The sequence below is a fragment of the Pseudomonas palleroniana genome, assembly GCF_022836895.1.
GTDB lineage: Bacteria > Pseudomonadota > Gammaproteobacteria > Pseudomonadales > Pseudomonadaceae > Aquipseudomonas > Aquipseudomonas palleroniana.
In genome coordinates this window covers 5,955,540-5,976,062 of record NZ_CP092411.1, presented here as the reverse complement: position 1 = coordinate 5,976,062, position 20,523 = coordinate 5,955,540, and the positions used below count along the sequence as shown (strand labels likewise).

At 61.9% G+C, this 20,523-nt stretch carries 18 protein-coding genes; 9 read left to right on the top strand and 9 right to left on the bottom strand.

The features are described from left to right. Nucleotides 1-97 precede the first annotated feature (97 nt). The 5 genes from accC to MJP36_RS26940 form a co-directional block, all read right to left on the bottom strand. Nucleotides 98-1,459 carry an acetyl-CoA carboxylase biotin carboxylase subunit gene (accC, locus tag MJP36_RS26960; RefSeq protein WP_060755021.1) on the bottom strand — a complete coding sequence of 454 codons (1,362 nt, stop codon included), beginning with the start codon at nt 1,457-1,459 and terminating at the stop codon, nt 98-100. Nucleotides 1,460-1,476: 17 nt separating this feature from the next. Beyond that, nucleotides 1,477-1,941, bottom strand: coding sequence for an acetyl-CoA carboxylase biotin carboxyl carrier protein (accB, locus tag MJP36_RS26955; protein ID WP_060755020.1), 465 nt, complete (start codon nt 1,939-1,941; stop codon nt 1,477-1,479). Between the two features lie 24 nt (nt 1,942-1,965). After that, nucleotides 1,966-2,421 carry a type II 3-dehydroquinate dehydratase gene (gene aroQ, locus MJP36_RS26950; RefSeq protein WP_010213488.1) on the bottom strand — a complete coding sequence of 152 codons (456 nt, stop codon included), beginning with the start codon at nt 2,419-2,421 and terminating at the stop codon, nt 1,966-1,968. A 293-nt stretch (nt 2,422-2,714) separates the two neighbouring features. Then, entirely contained in the window at nt 2,715-4,676 is a 1,962-nt protein-coding gene (locus MJP36_RS26945) for a methyl-accepting chemotaxis protein (RefSeq protein WP_244384473.1), read from the bottom strand. Between the two features lie 53 nt (nt 4,677-4,729). Next, on the bottom strand, nt 4,730-6,400 hold the full coding sequence (locus MJP36_RS26940) for a response regulator (protein ID WP_060755018.1): 1,671 nt from the start codon (nt 6,398-6,400) through the stop codon (nt 4,730-4,732). Nucleotides 6,401-6,788: 388 nt separating this feature from the next. Between MJP36_RS26940 and MJP36_RS26935 the strand changes: the two genes are divergently transcribed. The 4 genes from MJP36_RS26935 to speA all read left to right on the top strand — a co-directional run bounded on the left by MJP36_RS26935 (nt 6,789) and on the right by speA (nt 10,915). Then, entirely contained in the window at nt 6,789-7,766 is a 978-nt protein-coding gene (locus MJP36_RS26935) for a DUF2333 family protein (RefSeq protein ID WP_372241630.1), read from the top strand. Nucleotides 7,767-7,768: 2 nt separating this feature from the next. Next, nucleotides 7,769-8,305 carry an NUDIX hydrolase gene (locus MJP36_RS26930; protein WP_161547813.1) on the top strand — a complete coding sequence of 179 codons (537 nt, stop codon included), beginning with the start codon at nt 7,769-7,771 and terminating at the stop codon, nt 8,303-8,305. A 182-nt stretch (nt 8,306-8,487) separates the two neighbouring features. Further along, entirely contained in the window at nt 8,488-8,859 is a 372-nt protein-coding gene (locus tag MJP36_RS26925) for a translation initiation factor Sui1 (RefSeq protein ID WP_060755015.1), read from the top strand. A 142-nt stretch (nt 8,860-9,001) separates the two neighbouring features. Then, the gene (gene speA / locus MJP36_RS26920; RefSeq protein WP_060755014.1) at nt 9,002-10,915 is read left to right on the top strand and encodes an arginine decarboxylase; all 1,914 of its coding nucleotides are present in this window, start codon (nt 9,002-9,004) and stop codon (nt 10,913-10,915) included. A gap of 49 nt (nt 10,916-10,964) precedes the next feature. On the opposite strand, the gene MJP36_RS26915 is transcribed toward speA, so the two are convergent. Then, nucleotides 10,965-12,308 (bottom strand): MATE family efflux transporter, encoded by a 1,344-nt coding sequence (locus tag MJP36_RS26915; protein WP_244384471.1) that lies wholly within the window; start codon nt 12,306-12,308, stop codon nt 10,965-10,967. A gap of 3 nt (nt 12,309-12,311) precedes the next feature. Continuing rightward, complete coding sequence (locus MJP36_RS26910) at nt 12,312-12,605, bottom strand: hypothetical protein (RefSeq protein ID WP_060755012.1); 294 nt, start codon at nt 12,603-12,605, stop codon at nt 12,312-12,314. A gap of 179 nt (nt 12,606-12,784) precedes the next feature. On the opposite strand from MJP36_RS26910, the gene MJP36_RS26905 reads away from it, so the two are divergent. From MJP36_RS26905 to MJP36_RS26885, 5 genes are all read left to right on the top strand, one after another. Further along, complete coding sequence (locus MJP36_RS26905) at nt 12,785-13,093, top strand: MazG-like family protein (protein ID WP_003188211.1); 309 nt, start codon at nt 12,785-12,787, stop codon at nt 13,091-13,093. Beyond that, the gene (locus tag MJP36_RS26900) at nt 13,086-13,835 is read left to right on the top strand and encodes a methyltransferase (protein ID WP_060755011.1); all 750 of its coding nucleotides are present in this window, start codon (nt 13,086-13,088) and stop codon (nt 13,833-13,835) included. The genes MJP36_RS26905 and MJP36_RS26900 overlap by 8 nt, the downstream gene beginning before the upstream one ends. 23 nt (nt 13,836-13,858) lie before the next feature. Next, nucleotides 13,859-14,461, top strand: coding sequence for a DUF4136 domain-containing protein (locus tag MJP36_RS26895; protein ID WP_244384469.1), 603 nt, complete (start codon nt 13,859-13,861; stop codon nt 14,459-14,461). A gap of 44 nt (nt 14,462-14,505) precedes the next feature. Next, the gene (locus tag MJP36_RS26890) at nt 14,506-15,063 is read left to right on the top strand and encodes a DUF4136 domain-containing protein (protein ID WP_060755009.1); all 558 of its coding nucleotides are present in this window, start codon (nt 14,506-14,508) and stop codon (nt 15,061-15,063) included. 275 nt (nt 15,064-15,338) lie between these two features. Further along, nucleotides 15,339-17,315: a pilus assembly protein TadG-related protein gene (locus MJP36_RS26885; protein ID WP_244384467.1), complete on the top strand. Its 1,977-nt coding sequence runs from the start codon at nt 15,339-15,341 to the stop codon at nt 17,313-17,315. Here the strand turns inward: MJP36_RS26885 and MJP36_RS26880 are convergent. Together MJP36_RS26880 and MJP36_RS26875 are read right to left on the bottom strand one after the other, a co-directional pair. Continuing rightward, nucleotides 17,312-20,032: an ATP-binding protein gene (locus MJP36_RS26880; protein WP_244384465.1), complete on the bottom strand. Its 2,721-nt coding sequence runs from the start codon at nt 20,030-20,032 to the stop codon at nt 17,312-17,314. The two genes, MJP36_RS26885 and MJP36_RS26880, sit on opposite strands and share 4 nt — an antisense overlap. After that, a complete protein-coding gene (locus MJP36_RS26875; RefSeq protein WP_244384463.1) occupies nt 20,029-20,469 on the bottom strand; it encodes a TadE/TadG family type IV pilus assembly protein in 441 nt (146 codons plus the stop codon). Before MJP36_RS26875 ends, MJP36_RS26880 begins: the two co-directional genes overlap by 4 nt. Nucleotides 20,470-20,523: the final 54 nt, after the last annotated feature.

Below are 20,523 nucleotides of genomic sequence, written 5' to 3'. Positions count from 1 at the left end.
GTCACAAGATGCATTCCCACGCGGAGCGTGGGAACGATCACATCAGCAGGCCAGAAACAACAAAGCCGCCCGAAGGCGGCTTTGTTGGGTGGAGCACTTACTGGTTGGCCAGCTTGTGTTCCAGGTAGTGAATGTTTACACCACCTTCGCAGAAGCCTTCATCACGAACCAGGTCCCGATGCAGGGGGACGTTGGTCTTGATGCCGTCGACCACGATTTCGTCCAGGGCGTTACGCATGCGGGCCATGGCCTCGTCGCGGGTCGCGCCCCAGGTGATCAGCTTGCCGATCAGCGAGTCGTAGTTGGACGGAACCTTGTAGCCGCTGTACAGGTGCGAGTCGACGCGAACGCCGTTGCCGCCGGGAGCATGGAAATGCTTGACCAGGCCTGGACTTGGGATAAAGGTTTTCGGGTCTTCGGCGTTGATCCGGCACTCCAGGGAGTGACCGTGGATCTTCACGTCGTCCTGGGTGAAGGACAGCTTGTTGCCAGCGGCGATGCTGAGCATCTCCTTGACGATGTCGACACCGGTGACCATCTCCGTGACCGGATGCTCTACCTGCACACGAGTGTTCATCTCGATGAAGTAGAAGCGGCCGTTCTCGTAGAGGAACTCGAAGGTGCCGGCGCCACGGTAGTTGATGTCGATGCACGCCTTGACGCAGCGAGCCAGCACTTCCTGGCGAGCCTTTTCGTCCAGGCCCGGTGCCGGAGCTTCTTCCAGTACCTTCTGGTGACGACGTTGCAGCGAGCAATCGCGGTCGCCCAAATGGACGGCGTTGCCCTGGCCGTCGGAGAGCACCTGCACTTCCACGTGACGTGGGTTGGTCAGGTACTTTTCCAGGTAGACCATCGAGTTGCCGAACCAGGCACCGGCTTCGGCGCGGGTCTGTTTGGCCGCTTCGATCAGGTCTTCTTCCTTGTGCACCACACGCATGCCGCGACCACCACCACCACCAGCGGCTTTGATGATCACCGGGTAACCGACTTCGCGACCGATGCGCAGGGCGGTTTCCTCGTCTTCAGGCAGCGGGCCATCAGAACCTGGAACGGTTGGCACGCCGGTCGCAATCATCGCGTCCTTGGCCGACACCTTGTCGCCCATCAGGCGGATGGTATCGGCTTTGGGGCCAATGAAGGCAAAGCCGGATTTTTCCACCTGTTCGGCGAAATCGGCGTTTTCCGCGAGGAAGCCGTAGCCCGGGTGGATGCCATCAGCGCCGGTCACTTCCGCGGCCGCGATGATGTTGGAGACTTTCAGGTACGAGTTCGAGGCCAGTGGCGGGCCGATGCAAATGCTTTCGTCCGCCAGCTTCACGTGCATCAATTCGGTATCGGCCGTCGAGTAAACAGCGACGGTCTTGATGCCCTCTTCCTTACAGGCGCGCAGGATACGCAGCGCGATCTCGCCGCGGTTGGCGATCAGGACTTTTTGCAGTTTCTTCGCAGGTTTCAACATCGAAGGCACTCCGCGGTTCAAACGATGGTGAACAGCGGCTGGTCGTACTCAACCGGCTGACCGTTTTCTACCAGGATGGATTCAATGACGCCGGCTTTTTCAGCGGTGATGTGGTTCATCATCTTCATCGCTTCAACGATGCAGATGGTGTCACCCACTTTCACGGTTTTGCCGACTTCAACGAAGGATGGCGAACCCGGTGCCGGGGTACGGTAGAAAGTACCGACCATTGGCGACTTGACCACGAAACCGTTCAGCGCAGGTGCGGCTGGGGCGGCAGGTGCAGCAGCGGCAGCGGGTGCGGCGGCCGGAGCAGGTGCGGCGGGAGCCGGTGCCTGCATTTGTGGTGCGTAGTAGGGTTGGGCCGGAGTCTTGCTGTGACGGCTGATGCGTACGGACTCTTCGCCTTCCTTGATTTCCAGCTCGTCGATACCGGATTCTTCCAGCAGTTCGATCAGTTTCTTAACTTTACGGATATCCATGAATCATCAACTCCCAAGGGTCGGTCAGGGGCGCTTGGCCGGTTGTTCAAGTTGTTCCAGGGCGGCCTCCAGGGCCAGTCGGTAACCGCTGGCGCCAAGGCCGCAGATCACTCCTACCGCTACGTCGGAGAAATAAGAGTGATGGCGGAAAGCTTCGCGTTTATGCACGTTGGACAAATGCACTTCGATGAATGGGATGCTCACCGCCAGCAATGCGTCACGTAATGCAACGCTTGTGTGTGTAAAAGCGGCGGGATTGATCAGGATAAAGTCCACGCCTTCACCGCGTGCGGCATGGATGCGATCAATCAATTCGTACTCGGCATTGCTTTGCAGGTAGAGCAGATGGTGGCCGGCTTCACGGGCCCGTCGCTCAAGATCAAGGTTGATCTGATCCAGGGTCACTGCCCCATAGACGCCCGGTTCGCGGGTGCCGAGCAGGTTCAGGTTGGGTCCGTGAAGAACCAGTAAGGTCGCCATCGGCTGTTCCTTGTTATGGATGGGGTACGGCAGAACCCGGCGACTATGCCGCAAAGCCTTTGTGACTGTCCAGTTCTATGCAGTAGGCGGCACGATTAGCGAGGATAGCGCAAAGTTTGTGACTGCGCCGCAGGATCCGGTCATTGGCGACACACTCCGAATCCAACGAACATCAACTGTGGGAGGGGGCTTGCTCCCGATAGCAGTGGATCAGTCATAGGTACTGAGACTGACACTCCGCAATCGGGAGCAAGCCCCCTCCCACATTTATCCTCATATGGCGTTGGAACGGCTCAGACGCGGAAGGCTTTGACTGCCGTATTGAGCTGGCCTCCCAGCACCAGCAGGTGCTCGCCCTGACTGCGCCCTTGGCCGATGCGCTGCAGGTTATCCTCACCCAGCTGGTGAATCCGCTCGCTGTTATCGCGAATCTCACTGACGGCGCCGCTCTGTTGTGCCGTCACATCGGCGATGCGCACTGCTGTGTCGGAGATGGTCTGGATCGCCCCGACGATTTCATCCAGCGCGCCATCCGCCGCCTGGGCTTGCTGGGCTGTGGCTTCGGCGTGTTCGACCTGGGCGCGCATGCCTTGCACCGATTGGTGGGCGGCGGTTTGCAGGCCGGCGATCAGGTCCTGGATCTGCGCCGTGGCGCCCGCCGTGCGTTGGGCCAGGGAGCGCACCTCATCGGCGACCACGGCAAACCCGCGCCCGGCCTCACCCGCGCGGGCGGCCTCGATGGCAGCGTTGAGCGCGAGCAGGTTGGTCTGGTCGGCAATCGAGCGGATCACCGTCAGCACGCCGCCAATCGTGGCGGACTCCTCGGCAAGTTTTTCGATCATCTGCGCATTTTGCTGCACTTCGCCGACCAGCGAATGCAGCCCGGTGAGGCTCAAGCCGATCACCCGTTGACCCTGTTCCACAGCCTGGCCCGCGCTGCGGCTGGCGTCGGCGGCCTGGCTTGCATCACCCGCCACTTGCTGGATGGTGGCTTCCAGCTCGCCCAGGGAGTCACGAATCTGCGCCGTATCGCCCGCCTGCCGCTCGGCGCCGTCGTGCAGGCCGCTGCTCAGCTCGGCGAGGGTACGGCTGGTGCCGGCAACTTCCTCGGCATTGCCGCGAATGGTGCCGACCAGGTCCACCAGGTAGGCGCGCAGACGGTTCAGGGAGGCTTCGATGTCGTGCAGTTCGCGGTTGGTCTTGCCCAGGGCGATCGGTTGGCCGAAGTCGCCTTCGGCCCAGGTCGAAAGCGCCGGGGCAAGATGGGTCAGCACCCGCGCCAGGCGCCGTTGCAGGGTATCGATCAACAAGGCGATCAGCAGGATCAGGCCGATCATCACGCCCTGCATCAAGCGTACTTCGCCTTGGATCTTGCCGTGTTGCGCACGCACCACGGGCTCCAGGCCGGCGATGGCTTGCTGCACGGCGGCGATTTTCAGATGGGTGGCCGTGGCGAGGTCGGCCCGTTGCTGGATCTGCTCGCGGGTGCGCTTGAGTTCGGCGGGGTAGCGGGTCAGCAGGCTGTTGAGTTCGCGCTTGAGGTCGACGCCGGTGTCTTGCGCTTCGGTCTTTTCGTTGTTTTCCAGGCCCATCATGGCGGAGAAGTCATTGGCGCTGGATTCGCTACTGGCCTTGACGCCCAGCAAGGGCAATTGCGCCAACCGTTCGGCCTGGGTGCGGATGCTGGCCAGCTCTCGCTCTACATCGTCGGCCAGTTCGGCGCGCCCGCTGCTGACCAGCTTATCGCGGGCCAGGGATAATTTGCCCAGGTGCTGGGACGCGTCCAGCAGCGGCGGCAGGTAGCGCGCCGCCTCCGGCGAGTTGACGCCCATGGCGTACTGGCTCAGTTGTTCCAGGTTCGCCCCCACTTCACGTTCGGCTTGCAGCAACAGCGCTTGCGGGTCACCCGCCAGTTTGCCGGCGGCCAGCAGGTCGGTTTTGCTGAACGCATCAAGGTCAACGAGGCTGGGGCGCAGGTTCTGCGCGAGGTCCGCCGGCAGGTCATCCAGATGCTGCAGCAGGCTTTCCAGGCTCTGGCCGGCACTGCTCAGGCGCAAGGCATCACCGCTGGCCAGGTAATCGTCGATATTGCGCGCGGCCTGATTCTGAAAGGTCTGGGACAAACCCAGATAACGCTCCATCAACAGGTAAGGTCGTTCCAGCGCCCGTTGCGACCACCAGAGTGTCGCACCCAAGGCCAGGCACACGGCCACCAATAGAAGGGTATTGAGATTGGTCAGCAGCTTCAGGCGCATGCGGGGTTTCAACCGACGGCGAAAGATAAGTGCCTGAAGTTATTGCGTTTCTATTACATAGTTATGACGGAATCAGTGGATTCCGGTGAAAAAGTGGCACTTTGCCTTGTTGTGCGTGCGGCCAGTACGCGGTTGCGTCCGGCATCCTTGGCGCGGTACAGCGCCTCGTCGGCCTGGGCGGCCATCATCAAACTGTCGGAGCCATCACACAATTCAACCAGGCCGGCGCTGAAGGTGCACCACAAATCCTGGGGTTGGGCCGGGTAATGAATTTCGGCAAAGCGCCCGCGGATTTCATCCAGCACCTTGCAGGCCGATTCCAGGTCGGTGTCGGGCATCACGATGGCGAACTCTTCACCGCCGTAGCGCCCGATATAGTCGGTCTTGCGCAAGCGCTGCTTGAGAAACAGCGCCAGGCTCTTGATCACGCGGTCGCCCATAGGGTGGCCGTGGCTGTCATTGACCCGTTTGAAATGGTCGATATCGAGCATGGCGAAGCTCAACGGCTTGTTCTCGCGGCGCGCGCGGAAGCTGCAGTCTTCGAGCAGTTGCAGGATATGGGTGTGGTTATACAGGCCGGTCAGGCTGTCGCGCACCATCCGCGCCTTCAAGTTGCGCGCACGCGCGGCGCGGTTGCGCACGGTGGTGATCAGGTGGCGCGGCTTGATTGGTTTGGTGAGGAAGTCGTCACCGCCTTCGCTCATGGCGTCCAGCTGTTTGTCCAGGTCATCCTCGGCCGACAGGTAAATGATCGGCACGCTGACGTAGCGGTCGTTGTGGCGGATCACCTTGGCCAGTTCGGTGCCGGTGCAGGCGGGCATGTACATGTCGAGGATGATCAGGTCTGGCTGGAAATCCGCCAGTTCAGCCATGGCCTGGATCGGTTCGATCAGGGTGCGGGTGACGATACCGGCACTGTTGAGCAGCCGCTCGGTGTGCAATGCCTGGGCGCGTGAGTCATCGATGATCAGGACTTTATAGGGTTCGTACTGGGCAACGCAGGTCAGCACTTCGATCTTTTCCAGCAGGCTTGAGGCTTCCAGCGTGCCGGTGAGGAACTCCTGGCCGCCGGCGCGCACGGCGGCCAGGCGGGTCGGGGTGTCGGTTTCATGCAAGCTGAAGAATAGCAGCGGCAGCTTTTGCTCCAGGCCCTCCTGGGCTTCGGCGGCGAGCTTGAGGCCCTGGCCTTCGCCGCAGAAGTCCACATCCATCACGATGGCGGACGGCAGGCGCTCGGCCATGGACGCCCGAAAAGCCGCGATGCTGTCCAGGGACTGGGCGCTCATGCCAAAGAATTCCAGCTGCTTGGCCAGGCGCTCGGCGCGGTCGTGATCGGCCAACATCACGTAGATCGGCTTGCGCATCGGTGGCAGGAAGGTTTGTTCCAACTGGTCGCCCTGGCGCAGGCCGGTGCGTGACAGGCGTTGCATCAGGCGGTTGAGTTCGGTGATCAGTTGGCTGCTCAAGCGCCCGCGATTTTCGTCCACAGCCTGCAGGGACTCGCCGATATGCCGTGCCAGTTGACCGTGCTCCGGCTGCTCGAAGCGCTCGGCGAAGCGCAGCAGGCGCAGGTTGGCTTCGCTGAGTTCGGAGAAATCGGCGTTCGACCATTCACTGCGTTGCAGGCGTTGCCAGATCTCAAGAATTTGACGTGCCTGATGAATTACCCGCTGGGCAAAATGGTGCTTGAGACGCTCACGGCTGGGGTCTTCTGGCTCGGTCATATCCTGACTACTAGTGAGGGTGCATGCTGAGGTCGACTGATGGCTCTATGCTAGCACCTCTTTTATGTTGCATGAGTGTCATACGTCAATTAAGTGCAAGTCTCTGCCATTCAGTTTTTGACCGAGTGGTCGCGCAGCGTAAAAAGCGTGCATCCTTTATAGTCGAATCTGCCTGTGTGCCACTTTCGTTTAAAAGGCCCGCACCGGCGGGCACGATGGGGTAGGGTTGTGGTCGGAGTGTTTGAACGCACCCGGACAATTGATGTGCATGAACTCAAGTGATTGAAAGGATATCGCCATGCTGGACTGGAAAAACCGTGAAGGCAGTGCCAAAGGCCCCGCCCCTGAGCCCAAGTCGGCCAATCGTGGCTACTTTCGCAACCTGCTGATGAGCAAAGCCTTGCTCAGCGTGTTGGGCTTGTACCTGTTGGTCACCGGTGCCCTGGGTTGGTACTGGAGCGAAGAGCCGGCGCTGTTCCCGGTCCAGCAAAACGCCCAGCTTGCCGCCGAGAAGGAAGGCAAGCAGATGGTGGTGGGCTACACCACCGTTGAAACCCTCAAGACCGTGGTCGGCACGTTGCTGAACAAGCCCGGTGGCTACATTTCCAACGATCGTTTCCCGCCTGGCCTGTGGATGGACAACATGCCGAGCTGGGAGTACGGCGTACTGGTACAGGTGCGTGACCTGACCCGCGCCCTGCGTAAGGATTTTGCCCGATCCCAGTCGCAGTCGGCTGAAGACGCCGATCTGGCCAAGGCCGAGCCGCGCTTCAACTTCGACAACAAGAGTTGGGTGCTCCCGTCCAGTGAGTCGGAATACCAGGAAGGTATCAACTCCCTGAGCCGCTATGAAGCGCGCCTGTCTGATCCGAACCAGCGCGGCGCGCTGTTCTATGCGCGTGCCGACAACCTGAACAACTGGCTGGGGGATGTCGCCACCCGCCTGGGTTCGCTGTCGCAACGCCTGTCGGCCAGCGTGGGCCGGGTCAAGCTGAACACTGCACTGAAAACTGAAGCCCTGGCTCCAGGTGAGGTGCCGCAGGTCGATGAAGAAGTGGTGGAAACGCCGTGGATGCAGATCGACAACGTGTTCTACGAAGCCCGTGGCCAGGCGTGGGCATTGTCCCATTTGCTGCGCGCCATTGAAGTCGACTTTGCCGATGTGCTGGCCAAGAAGAACGCCACCGTCAGCGTGCGTCAGATCATTCGTGAGCTGGAGGCCTCGCAGGAAACCGTTTGGAGTCCTATGATCCTTAATGGCAGTGGTTTCGGCGTTCTCGCCAACCACTCGTTGGTGATGGCCAACTATATTTCCCGGGCAAACGCTGCAGTGATCGATTTGCGTCAGCTCCTCAACCAGGGTTGATGATGGACGCTATTCCAAACGAGGCCGCGCACCGCGCGGCCTCTGATGCTGAACTGATCTGCTGGGTCGACAGGCAAGACAACCTGCTCGGCCACCTCGTCAGGTCTGACCTGCGCCAGCGCGGCCTGATCGGCCGTTGCACCTTTATCTTCCTGTTCAATTCGGCAGGTTTGCTGTGTGTGCACCGACGCACCCTGAGCAAGGCGTTGTATCCCGGGTTCTGGGACACGGCGGCGGGTGGCATGGTGGCGGCAGGCGAGTCCTACGCTGAATCGGCGGCGCGGGAGCTGGAAGAAGAACTGGGCGTCGCCGGGGCGGTACTGACCGAGCACGATCACTTCTTCTTTGAAGACGGCGACAGCCGGCTTTGGTGCAAATCCTACTCCGCCGTGTGGGATGGCCCCCTGCGGTTGCAGCCCGAGGAGGTCATGGAAGCACGCTTTTTACCCATTGAAACCGTGCTGCTGGAGGCTGAGCAAAAGCCTTATTGCCCGGACGCTCAAGAGGGCCTGCGGCGCTATCTGGCCTCGCGTCGCTAAAGTTGTATAAATTGGCGCCATTTGGCTCTTAGCAAGTCGGCTTTTTGTGGTTACACTGCGCGACTTTTCACCCGAACCACCCTGTGCGGTTCGGTAGCGCTGCCCCTGCCTGAGTGGGGCTTCGCGGTCGGTGACCTCTTCGCAGGTACCGATCTGTCTTTGTCCTCCCAAGAGGATTGCCGGTGGCCAAAAAAGCCGCATCCTTCGCCGCCCTTGGTGGCCTGGTATTTTCCACCGACGCAGGTCGACACTGCCCGGACTGTCGTCAGCCCGTGGCCGCTTGCACCTGCAAACAGACCCTGATCCCTGAAGGCGACGGCATTGCCCGCGTGCGACGCGAGAGCAAAGGCCGTGGCGGCAAGACGGTGACGACCATCACCGGCGTACCGCTGGCCGAAGATGCCCTGAAGGAGCTGGCCACGACGCTGAAAAAGCGCTGTGGCACCGGTGGCGCGTTGAAAGACGGCGTCATCGAGATCCAGGGCGATCACGTCGAGTTGCTGTTGGCCGAGCTGATCAAGCTCGGGTACAAGGCCAAGAAGTCCGGCGGCTGAAAGCCTCTTCCCGACCTGTGTCTAAACTCTGTCCTGCGAGCGGGGTCTACCTCTCTTACAGGCAAATCGTCATTTTAATTCTTTAGACTGCGCCAGCCTCAGATGGGGGCGGTGCCTTCGACTTCATTTATAGGGGACTTCGATGTCCGTACGACGCACACGCAAAGACGATGGCAGCCAATGGACAGTTGCGGACAGCCGCAGTGTTTACGGGATTCGCCATTGGGGGGCCGGGTATTTCGCGATCAATGATGCCGGTCGCGTTGAAGTCCGTCCGAACGGCCCGAACAGCACACCCGTCGACTTGTACGAGCAAGTCGACGAGTTGCGCAAAAGCGGCTTGTCCTTGCCGCTGCTGGTGCGCTTTCCTGACATCCTGCAAGACCGCGTGCGCCAACTGACCGGCGCGTTCGATTCGAACATCGAGCGCCTGGAATACCAGAGCAAGTACACCGCGCTGTATCCGATCAAGGTGAACCAGCAGGAAGCGGTGATCGAAAACATCATCGCCACCCAGAACGTGTCCATCGGCCTGGAAGCCGGTTCCAAGCCTGAGCTGCTGGCCGTGCTGGCCCTGGCACCGAAGGGCGGCACCATCGTCTGCAACGGTTACAAGGACCGTGAGTTCATCCGCCTCGCGCTGATGGGCCAGAAGCTGGGCCACAATGTATTTATCGTGATCGAGAAAGAGTCCGAAGTCGGCCTGGTGATCGAAGAGGCCGCGAGCCTCAAGGTCAAGCCACAGGTTGGCTTGCGCGTGCGTTTGTCGTCGCTGGCGTCGAGCAAATGGGCGGACACCGGCGGCGAGAAATCCAAGTTCGGTTTGTCGGCGGCGCAGTTGCTGTCGGTGGTCGAGCGCTTCCGCGCTGCCGGCCTGGACCAGGGCATCCGCCTGCTGCACTTCCACATGGGCTCGCAGATCGCCAACCTGGCCGACTACCAGCATGGGTTCAAGGAAGCCATCCGTTACTACGGCGAGCTGCGCAACCTCGGCCTGCCGGTGGACCACATTGACGTCGGCGGCGGCCTGGGCGTGGACTACGACGGTACGCACTCGCGTAACGCCAGCTCGATCAACTACGACATGGACGATTACGCCGGCGTGGTAGTGGGGATGCTCAAGGAATTCTGCGATGCGCAGAGCCTGCCGCACCCGCACATCTTCTCCGAAAGCGGCCGCTCGCTGACCGCGCACCACGCCATGCTGGTGGTACAGGTCACCGACGTCGAGAAACACAACGACGACGTGCCGCAGATCGAGAACAAGGAAGCGCTGCCGGAGACCGTGCAGTGGCTGGTCGACCTGCTCGGCCCGACCGACATCGAAATGGTCACCGAAACCTACTGGCGCGCCACGCATTACATGAGCGACGTGGCCGCCCAGTACGCCGACGGCAAGCTGACCCTGGCCGAGAAAGCCCTGGCCGAACAATGCTACTTCGCCGTGTGCCGCCGCCTGCACAACTCGTTGAAGGCGCGTCAGCGCTCGCACCGCCAGGTGCTGGACGAACTCAACGACAAGCTGGCCGACAAGTACATCTGCAACTTCTCGGTGTTCCAGAGCCTGCCGGACACCTGGGCTATCGGCCAGGTGCTGCCGATCCTGCCGCTGCACCGCCTCGACGAAGAGCCGCTGCGCCGTGCGGTATTGCAGGACCTGACCTGCGACTCCGACGGCAAGATCAAGCAGTACGTCGATGAGCAGTCCATCGAGACCAGCCTGCCCGTGCACGCCCTGAATGAAGGTGAGGACTACCTGCTGGGTATCTTCCTGGTGGGCGCCTACCAGGAAATCCTGGGAGACATGCACAACCTGTTCGGCGATACCGATTCGGTGAACATCTACCAGCGCGAAGACGGTTCGGTGTACAGCGCCGGGATCGAGACCCATGACACCATCGAAGACATGCTGCGCTACGTGCACTTGTCGCCGGAGGAGTTGATGACGCACTACCGTGACAAGTGCGCCAGCGCGAAGATCAGTGCGAGTGAACGTACCCAGTTCCTGGATGCATTGCGTCTCGGGTTGACTCGCTCGTCTTACCTGTCGTCGTGAGTCGATAGCGGTTGAGCAAAAACCCACCTTCTCAGGTGGGTTTTTTATTTCATGACCCGACCAACCAGCGATTCTGCGTGTTCAGGCGCCAGCCGATGAATGCCAGGGTCAGGCTGCGCAGCGCCATGAAGAGCAGGAAGGTTATCCACAGGCCGTGGTTACCCATGCCCTGCAACGCCCAGGCGAATGGCAATGTCAGCAAGACCGTCAGCAGCATGCCATTGCGCATTTCCCGTGCCCGCGTTGCGCCGATGAACAGGCCGTCCAGCAGGTAACTCCAGACGGCGATCAACGGCAGCACGGCCAGGTAGGGCAGGTAGCGGTCGGCGGTTTCGCGCACACTGGTGATATCGGTTTGCATGGCGATAAACAGGTGGCCGCCGAAGGTGAACAGTACGGCGAATCCCGTACTGGCGATCAGTGACCAGCCGCCGGCTACCACCAGTGAGCGACGCAAGGCCTGGCGATCATGCGCACCAATGGCGTGACCGCACAGCGCTTCCACCGCGTGTGCCAGGCCGTCCAGCGCGTGAGCCGTCAGCAGCAGGCCGTTGAGCAGCAGTGCATTGGCCGCCACGGTGGCGTCACCCAGGCGCGCACCTTGCACCGTGATCATGAAAAACACCGATTGCAACGCGAGGCTGCGGATGAAAATGTCGCGGTTGACCGCCAGCAGCGGGCGCCAGCTTTTCCACCGCGTCAACGCCGCCCAGGCGATATGCCCGGGGTAGGCGCGCAGGGCTTTGTGCGTCATCGCCAGGCCGAGCAGGGCGCCGGCCCACTCGGCCACCACCGACGCTCGCGCCGAACCGACTACCCCCCAATCGAGGCCGAGTACGAACCACAGGTTCAAGGCGATGTTGACCAGGTTGGTGGTCAGCAGGATCGCCAGCGGTGCACGGGCGTTCTGGGTGCCGAGGAACCAGCCCACCAGCGCATAGCTGGCCAGTGCGGCGGGCAGGCCGAACAGGCGGGTGTGGAAGAATTCGCGGGTCAGCTCAGTCAGTTCGGGGGACGGTTGCATCCATTCCAGGGCCTGGTGGCTGAGAGGAATGCCGACTGTGCCCAGCACTATCGCCAGGCCCAGCGCGAGCGACAGACCTTGCAGCAGGATTTGCCGCAACGCCGCGCCATCGCCGCGCCCGGCGGCTTGCGCGGCAAACCCGGTGGAGCCCATGCGCAAGAACCCCATGGCCCAGGCGAGAAAGGTGTACAGGCTGGCACCCACGGCCACGGCGCCCAATTGATGGGCGTGGGGCAGGTGACCGATGACCATGCTGTCCACCAGGGCCACCAGCGGCACGGAGATATTGGACAGGATCATCGGTGCGGCCAGGGCCCAGACGCGACGATGGGTGGAGCGGTGGCGCCAGTCGGTGAGTAGGGTATTCAATTATTAATGCACGACCCAGCTGAGCAGCCAAAGGCCCAGCATCAGCCAGATGATCCCGACGATGATCGACGCCCGCATAAAGGCGCGCACCGCCGAGTACAACAGCATCAGGCCGATGATCAGGGTAATGATGCTGATGATCGAGGTGTCCATGCCCAAGGTGCGTGACAGTCCATCGACGAAGTTGCCACCGGCGTTGGTCAAGGCACCGAATAGCCCGCTGAGCCCGTCGACGATAAAGCGGATGATGGAACCGAGCGCCTGGCCCAACCATCCGAAAAAGCTTTCTACCTGCATGTGTGTGCCCTGATGAGAGAGTGGACGTTGCTGTGCCTTGGGTTGCGATTGCGCCCGGCGAGTTCCCTATAAGCATAGAGGTTTGCCGCGTGGTAATCATGGGCTGTGTTGGGCGTCGCTGGATTCACTTGCCTTGATGGCTTATCCGCCCGAAGCTATACGCCTTCAGGAGCCCGCGCATGAACCTCGAACACCTCACCGAACGCTTGCATCGCATCCGCGATACCAACGATTGGAAGCAATTTCACAGTCCGAAAAACCTGGCCATGGCCGCCAGTGTGGAAATGGCCGAGCTGGTGGAAATTTTCCAGTGGCTGACCGAAGACCAGTCGCGCCAGTTGCCCGCGGACAAACTCGCCCACGCCGGCCAGGAAGTCGGCGACATCGTACTGTACCTGTTGTTGCTGTGCAGTGAGTTGGGCCTGGACATGAACGAGGTGGTGCGCGCCAAGCTGGCCGATAGCGAACGGCGGTTTGCCCATGAGTGATCGTCATTTCGACCAACTGGCCACACGGTTCGCCGAGAAGATTTATGGCGGTGCCAAGGGCGCCATTCGCCTGGCTGTATTGCAGGCCGACCTTAGTGAAGCGCTGCCGGATCGCCCGTTGCGCGTATTGGACATCGGTGCGGGCCTGGGGCACATGTCGCTGTGGTTGGCCGAGCGCGGCCATGACGTGACGTTGGCCGAACCCGCCGAGCCGATGCTCGAGGGCGCCCGTCAACGTTTCGCCGAGGCCGGGCAGGCCGCGACTTTTATCCATGCGCCCTGGCAGGACTTGCTCGGGCAGCTCACCGAGCCCTATGACCTGGTGCTGTGCCACGCCGTGCTGGAGTGGCTGGCCGAACCCCACGCGATCCTGCCGGTGCTGCACCAACTCACCGTGCCTGGCGGCTGGCTGTCGCTGGCGTTCTACAACCGCGATGCGCTGATTTATCGCAACCTGCTCAAAGGCCACTTCCGCAAGATGCGCAAGAACGACATGGCCGGCGAAAAGCAGAGCCTCACCCCGCAACAGCCGCTTGATCCACGGGAGTTGGCGGCGCAACTTGAGGGGCTGTGGCAAGTCGAAAGTCAAAGTGGCGTGCGGGTGTTCCACGACTATATGCCCGTGGAGTTCCAGGCCCGTGCCGACCTGCAGGATTTGTTGGAGATGGAACTCGCTCATCGTCGTCACCCAAGCTTTGCCGGACTTGGGCGTTATTTACACTGGATCTGCCGTCCGGTTTGAGCGGCCCAGTTGCGGAGGTCGAAATGCGTCGTCTGTGTTTGATCCTGTTGTCTCTCGGTCTGGGCGCCTGTTCCAGCCCCAACCCCTATGTGGCGGCCTCGGCGCCGATGCCGCCGGCGCCGGCCCAGGCGGCCAATACCTTCGATGCCAGCGCCTACCCGGCGCCGGTGCGTGACTACGGTGCCTACCGCAGTTGGGCCTGGCTCAACGGCCAACTGCCGGCGGGCTCGGCCTGGGTCGACTCGGCGCAGATTGCCGAGGCGGTGAACGGTGCCCTCGACCAGCGCGGCCTGCGCCTGTTGCATGACAACCGTGCGCCAGACCTGCTGGTCAGTGCCGACGTGCGCCTGGAAAAGCGCCTGCGGCAGGTGCAGGACGATTATGGCTACGGCTATGGCGGCTATAACCGCTATGGCAATGGTTACGGCATGTACAACACGGTGCCGGTGGTGCGTACCTATGAAGTCACCGTCGCGGTGGCGCGGATCAGCCTGTTCGATGCGCGCACCCGCCAGCCGGTCTGGAGCACCAGCGCCGAAACCAGCAGCCAGGGCAGCCTGAGTGAGCGAGCTGATGCATTGCGCGAGGCGATGCAGAAGGCAATGTCCGCCTATCCGCCCAGTTAGCCGCTATTCTCATTTCAGGCTCGAACGTCTTTTGGAGAACCTCCATGTTTCGTCGCATTGCTGCACTTGCCGTTGTTGTATTGCTGGGCGGCTGCCAGACCAGTCAGGTCAACCATGACTTCGATGCCAGCCGCGACTTTGGCGCCTACCGCAGCTGGGCCTGGAAAGACCCGGCGCTGCAATACCGCCCGGATGATCCACGGATCAAGAGTGACCTTACCGAACAACGCATCCGCCAGGCCGTGGGCGAACAACTCGACCAACGCGGCTTGCGCCCTGCGGCGGCGGGTGGGCATGCCGACCTGAAGGTGCAGGCCTACCTGATCGTCGAGGACCGCCAGCAGCAAGTCACCACCAATTACGGCGGCGCCTGGGGCGGCCCATGGAATGGTTACTGGGGGGCGCCGATGTACAACGAAACGCGCAACATCACCTACAAAGTGGCGACTATCCAGATCGACCTGCTCGACGGCAAGGACGGCAAACTGGTATGGCGGGGCAGTGACGAACAGATCATGGCCAGCTCGCCGAACCCGCAGGACCGCAGTAATGCGATTCGCTCCACCGTGGGCAAGATCCTGTCCAACTACCCACCCCGATAAAGACAGCGCAAATCCCGTGGGAGGTGGGCTTGCCCTAATGCCTGTCAGTTAAGCGATAAAGCGGACGATGGATAAATTGTGGGAGGGGCGGTGCGACGATTCGACTTGCTCCCGATGGCCTGCGTAGCAGGCCCATTTTTGAGGCCGCTGCGCGGCCTATCGGGAGCAAGCCCCCCCACAAGACCTTCGGTACCCTGACGCCTGCGTTTGCATGAGCCCTCATCTACACTCCAGGAGAGTAAGCGCTCGGCGACTCGCCGGCACAGGAGTGCTCGATGTCTCCCCGATTTCATGACAAGCAGCGTGGCGCCGTGGGTCTGATGACGGTAGGTGTGTTGGCATTGGCGTTGATGTGCACATTACTGGTGATCGACAGCGGCCGTTTGTACTTGGCCAAGCGCCAGTTGCAAGGCGTGGCGGACACGGCCGCGCTGGAGGCCGTCAGCCGCGGGGGAACGTGCCAGGCCGGTTTGAGCGCTGCGGCTTTTGCTGCGCAGAGTGTGGCGCGCAATAATTTTGTACTGGGCAATGGCAATACCTTGGTGGCCCGCTGCGGTTCGGTGACCACCGGCGCTTCGGGCATGCGCACCTTCAGTGCCAACCCGGCGCTGTCGTCAGCGATTCAAGTGGTGGTCAGCAATACCGTGCCAACCAGCATCGCGGCAGGCGTCTGGGCACTGACCTCCGGCAATCCGCTCAGCCTCAGTACCGTCTTGACCGCCACGGCCGTGGCGGCGATACCCACGCCGGCATTGGCCCAGCTCACCATCAACAGCACGCTGGCCAGCGTCAATACGGCCAATGCCGGCCTGTTGAACCCGCTGTTTTCCGGGCTGCTCGGCGGCAACGTCAACCTGACGGTCGCCGGTTGGAATGGCCTGATCAATACCAATATCAACCTGCTCAGTTACCTCAACCAATTGGCGATCAACCTGAACCTGACCGCCGGCAATTACACGCAGTTGCTCAACACCAACGTCACCGCGACGCAGTTGATCCAGGCCGCGATCAATGTGCTGACCGCCAACGGCGCCTCGGTGGATGTGTTGACCGCCCTGGGCAACCTGCAATTGGCCGCAATCAACCAGGCACCGCTGACGCTTGGGCAGATCCTGCAGGTGCAGACCGGCACCACGGCGTCGGCGCTGAACGCCAACCTTCAAGTCTTCCAACTGGTCCAGGGCATTGTGCAACTGTCCAACAGCCAGAGCGCGGTGGCGGCGACCTTGCCGGTCAGCCTGCTGGGGCTGGCCAACATCACCACCCAGGTCAAAGTCACCCAGCCGCCGCAACTGTCGGCCGTCGGCAACCCGGCGCTGGCGGCGGCCAACCCACAGGGCCCGAATGCGATCTACGTGCGTACGGCCCAGGTACGCACCGAAGTGACGGTGAGTTTGCCGGTGTTGAACAGTTTGTCGGGGTTGACTACGGCGGTGGATAACTTGCTGGGGCCACTGACCCCCGTGGTCAATGGCCTGCTGAGCTTGAACCTGGTGACCTCGATCAATTCGGCCTTGTGCTTGCTGGGGGCTGGTTGCCAGCAATTGGATTTGCTGGTGATGCCGGGCAACCTGCCGCTCAATGTCGTGTTGGATGCCGGTGGCGCCAGCAGTTATGTCACCGCCTACAGTTGCCCAACGGGTGGCACGGGCACCAAGAGCCTGACGGCCAGCACCACTACCTCGCTGGCCTCGCTGAATATCGGCAGCATCACCAATGCTTTTTCGACCACCCAGCCGATGACGGTGGCGCCGCTGGCGCTGATCGATATCGGCACCAAGACCTGCCATATGATTGCCTTCATTGGCAGCTGTGACAGCCGTGTGCCGTTTGCCGGCGGTGGCATCGGGATCAAGGTGCAAAGCCCGATCGCCGGAAGCAACCAGACCCAGGTGTTCTCCAGTACCGCGCCATTTGCCACGCCGCCTAACGTCGGCCTTGCACCGACCTATCAAGCCGCCACGCCGGCCACCAATGTGGTCAGCAGCCTTTCCGCGACCCTCAGCGGCGTCGGTCTCACGGCCTACCAGCCGGTGGGCAGTAACCCGCTGGGCAGCCTGATCACCAATACCGTGTCGCTGCTCAGTGGCGTCAGCGCTATCGTCACACCGGCGGTGGATGGCCTGTTGGGCTCGCTGTTGAACCCGATCCTCAACAACCTGTTGAACAGCTTGGGGATCAGCCTGGCGAACGTGAATGTCGGCGCCAACCTGAGCTGTGGCCAGACCGGGGAAGCCTACCTGGTGATTTAAGCGTCGGTGGCCCTGGGCAGTTCCACGCAAAAGCGTGCGCCGTGCTCACCGTTGCTGACGCTCAGGCGCCCGCCCATGTTTTCCACAATGCCATAGCTCACCGACAAGCCCAGCCCGGTGCCTACGCCTATCGGCTTGGTGGTGAAAAAGGGTTCGAAGATGCGCTCCAGCAAGCGAGGGTCGATGCCACCCCCGTTGTCTTCGACCCAGAGGCGTACGTGCTGGCTGTCGTGCTCGGTGTGTAGGGCGATCCACGGGCGCAACTCGGGGTTTCTCTCGCGCTGGCCGAGCAGCGCATCGCGGGCGTTGACCATCAGGTTGATCAGCACCTGCTCAAGCTGATCGATGTGGCCTTTGACTTGCACCGGGATATCCGCCTGGCTCACGCGCACCTCGACGCCTTTGCCGCGCAGGCCTTCGCTGAGCAACGACAGGGTGCCTTCGACCGCCTGCGCCGGGTCGAACGGTTGCTGCTCGACTTCCGAGCGGCGGCCGAACACGCGCATATGGTCCACCACCCGTGCCGCGCGCTGCACCTGGGCGTCGATGCGCTGGAGTTTTTCAGTGAGGTAATCCACCTGTGCGTTGCCGGTGCTCAGGCGCTTGAGCACGTTGACGATCGCCATGCGCATCACGTTCAGCGGCTGGTTGATCTCATGGGCCAGGCCCGTGGCCATTTCGCCGAGGGTGGCCATTTTCGCGCTTTGGGTCAGTTGTTGCTGGGAGCGGCGGACTTCCGTGTTGTCGCGGCCCACGGCCTGCACTTCCAGCAACGCGCCCTGCTTATCAAACACCCCACGGTCCGACCATACCCACCAGGCATGCTCGCGCCCCGGCAGTTGCAGGCTGATTTCCGCGGTACTGACCGGAAATTCGGGGGTCAATTGGTGGATGCGTTGTAAAAACGCCTGGCGTTGTTCGTCCGACAACCAGCCGCCCAGGTTCAGGCCCGGCAGTTGGGCCGGCAGGCATTCCAGGTAGTTGGCCAATGGCGTGTTGCCGAAGGTCAGCGTCAGGTCCGGGCGGTAGCGGCAGATCATCGCCGGGGAGTCCTCCACCAGAATTCGGTAGCGCTCCTCGCTGTCCTTGACTTGCTGCGCGGTCAAGGTCGCCTCGGTGACGTCCAGCCACAGGCCGACCGCCTCCACCGGCAGGCCGAGGTCGTCGCGCAGCAGCTTGGCTTCATCGAGCAGCCAGTGGTAACCGCCCTGTTTGTCTTGTACCCGATAACGGCTGCGTACGCTGCCTTCGCGCAGCAACTGGCGGGTGCGTTGGAAGTACAGGTCACGATCATCCGGGTGCACCCATTGCACCAGGCTTTCGTGGTTGCATTCGGCCAGGGTACGGCCCAGCAGCGGCAGCAGGCTGTCGCTGAAAAAAACCGGTTGCAGCGCACCATCCACGTAGCGTTGCACGTAGATGATCGCGGGCGAGCTGGCGATCAGGTTTTCCAGGCGCGAATGGGCGACGTCGGCCTGCAACTGCTGGTTTTTGATGTCGCTGATGTCGAGCATGAAACCGATGCAACGGCGTTGCTCGCCGGTGCCCAGCACTTGGCCCTGGACGCGATACCAGGTGCTGTCGCTGCGGCTGAGGCGCACGCTGGCGAGCAGAGGTTTGCCAAGGTGATGCAGATCCCGCAGACGGCTCTGCAGTTCAAGACGGTCGGCGGGGTGGATCAGGTGCAGCCAGGTGTCCAGGGCTTGCCGGGTCGGTTCTTCTGCCTGGCCCAGGTTGCGCATCAATTGCGGGGCAAGTTGGATCTCGTCGCTGCTGGGCAACAGCTCCCACCAGCCGGTACCCAGCAAGCCTTGCAGGGCTTCCAGGCGCTCCAACTGCTGGTGGTGCTGCTGTTCGCGCACGCGGCTGAGCAACGGCGCGGCGAGGGCGGCGGCGAGGTTCAGCCAGTCGCGATCCGTGCAGTGGGGATGGCCGTTGTAGGGGCCGCACAGTAGCCACGCGGCGACGCCCTGGCCGTCGCGATAGGGCACCAGGAAGCCATCGGCGTTGCCGAACACACTGTGTAAACGCGGGTGCTCGCCACGCCCATAGGGGGCTTTGAGCGCCAGCGGGGTGGTGCCGTTGAGGTTGTCCAGGCAGGTGCCGAGGCGCTGCCCGGTGTGCCAGAGCTGCGGCGCATCATGGTTGGCGTACTGGCTATAGATCTGCCAGCCCTGGTCTTCCTGGTCTAGCAATGCGAGGGCCACACAGGGAATGCGCCAGCGCTGCGCCACACTGCACAGCTGTTCGTTGAACACCTCGGGCAAACGGCTGAGGCTGCACACCCGCAGTTGCGCGCTGACCAGGCTGGTGAGCTGGTGGTTCTGTTCGCGTTGCTCGGCCAATTGCCGGCCGCCGAGTAAATCGCCGATATCCACCGCATGCAGCAGCCAGCCGTTGGCGTGCGGCTCCAGCGTGCCGCGGGTGTGCAAGGGCTGCCCGGCGGCCCCCTGGAAATCCAGGTCGAGGCTGTGGCGTTGCCAGTCGGCGGGAACGCCTTCCACCGCCAGGGCGCTGTCGGCGCACAGCAAGTCTTGCAACGGTAACGCGACTGCGTGCGGCGCGAGGTATTGGCGCAAGGTGCCGCTGATATCGAGCACGCGCCCCTGGGCATCCAGGTGCAGGTGCAGCCCGGCGCAAGGTGGCGCCGGCGTGTCGAGGGCCAGCGCGCCGCTGCGGCCGAGCAGACGCCCGAAGAGTTTGTCCCCGGCGGTCAAAACTGCAGGCTCGACTGGGCCTGCAGCGTCGCCGGCAACTGCGGCACGCTGCCAATGCCGGGCAACACGATAAAGGGCATCACATTCTGCAGATTGGCCGTGGGGTAGTTGATTTTTACCGTTACCACGCCGCTGACCAAGGTGGTGTTGACCTGTGTCGCTGCGTTGAAATTGAAGGCTGCGGGAAGCCACCCCAGGCGTGTCGCAACGGTGGTATTGGCCATGTTGATCACCGCCGCGTCATAGCCTTGCATCGTGGGGTCCAGGCCCACGACCAGGCGCACGGCTTCAGCGGTCGCCTGGTTGAACGACTGTTTTAACAGCAGTGGCAGGCTATAGCTGACCATTGCGTAGAACACGCCGAAAAAAATCATGAACACGGCGACGAATTCGATCGCCGCCGTACCCTTTTGCTTTTTGGGGAGGCTTGTTCTCATCACCGCGTCTACCCTGACGGCTACTACTTGATATCAGCATAGAATCAATCAGCA

Excerpts from the sequence above, each read along its gene's own strand:
- MJP36_RS26930 (WP_161547813.1), top strand. The coding sequence starts at position 7,769 with ATGGACGCTATTCCAAACGAGGCCGCGCACCGCGCGGCCTCTGATGCT.
- MJP36_RS26890 (WP_060755009.1), top strand. The coding sequence starts at position 14,506 with ATGTTTCGTCGCATTGCTGCACTTGCCGTTGTTGTATTGCTGGGCGGC.
- MJP36_RS26910 (WP_060755012.1), bottom strand. The coding sequence starts at position 12,605 with ATGCAGGTAGAAAGCTTTTTCGGATGGTTGGGCCAGGCGCTCGGTTCC.
- accB (WP_060755020.1), bottom strand. The coding sequence starts at position 1,941 with ATGGATATCCGTAAAGTTAAGAAACTGATCGAACTGCTGGAAGAATCC.
- MJP36_RS26940 (WP_060755018.1), bottom strand. The coding sequence starts at position 6,400 with ATGACCGAGCCAGAAGACCCCAGCCGTGAGCGTCTCAAGCACCATTTT.
- speA (WP_060755014.1), top strand. The coding sequence starts at position 9,002 with ATGTCCGTACGACGCACACGCAAAGACGATGGCAGCCAATGGACAGTT.
- MJP36_RS26885 (WP_244384467.1), top strand. The coding sequence starts at position 15,339 with ATGTCTCCCCGATTTCATGACAAGCAGCGTGGCGCCGTGGGTCTGATG.
- aroQ (WP_010213488.1), bottom strand. The coding sequence starts at position 2,421 with ATGGCGACCTTACTGGTTCTTCACGGACCCAACCTGAACCTGCTCGGC.
- MJP36_RS26895 (WP_244384469.1), top strand. The coding sequence starts at position 13,859 with ATGCGTCGTCTGTGTTTGATCCTGTTGTCTCTCGGTCTGGGCGCCTGT.
- MJP36_RS26900 (WP_060755011.1), top strand. The coding sequence starts at position 13,086 with ATGAGTGATCGTCATTTCGACCAACTGGCCACACGGTTCGCCGAGAAG.
- MJP36_RS26875 (WP_244384463.1), bottom strand. The coding sequence starts at position 20,469 with ATGAGAACAAGCCTCCCCAAAAAGCAAAAGGGTACGGCGGCGATCGAA.
- MJP36_RS26945 (WP_244384473.1), bottom strand. The coding sequence starts at position 4,676 with ATGCGCCTGAAGCTGCTGACCAATCTCAATACCCTTCTATTGGTGGCC.
- accC (WP_060755021.1), bottom strand. The coding sequence starts at position 1,459 with ATGTTGAAACCTGCGAAGAAACTGCAAAAAGTCCTGATCGCCAACCGC.
- MJP36_RS26935 (WP_372241630.1), top strand. The coding sequence starts at position 6,789 with ATGAGCAAAGCCTTGCTCAGCGTGTTGGGCTTGTACCTGTTGGTCACC.
- MJP36_RS26905 (WP_003188211.1), top strand. The coding sequence starts at position 12,785 with ATGAACCTCGAACACCTCACCGAACGCTTGCATCGCATCCGCGATACC.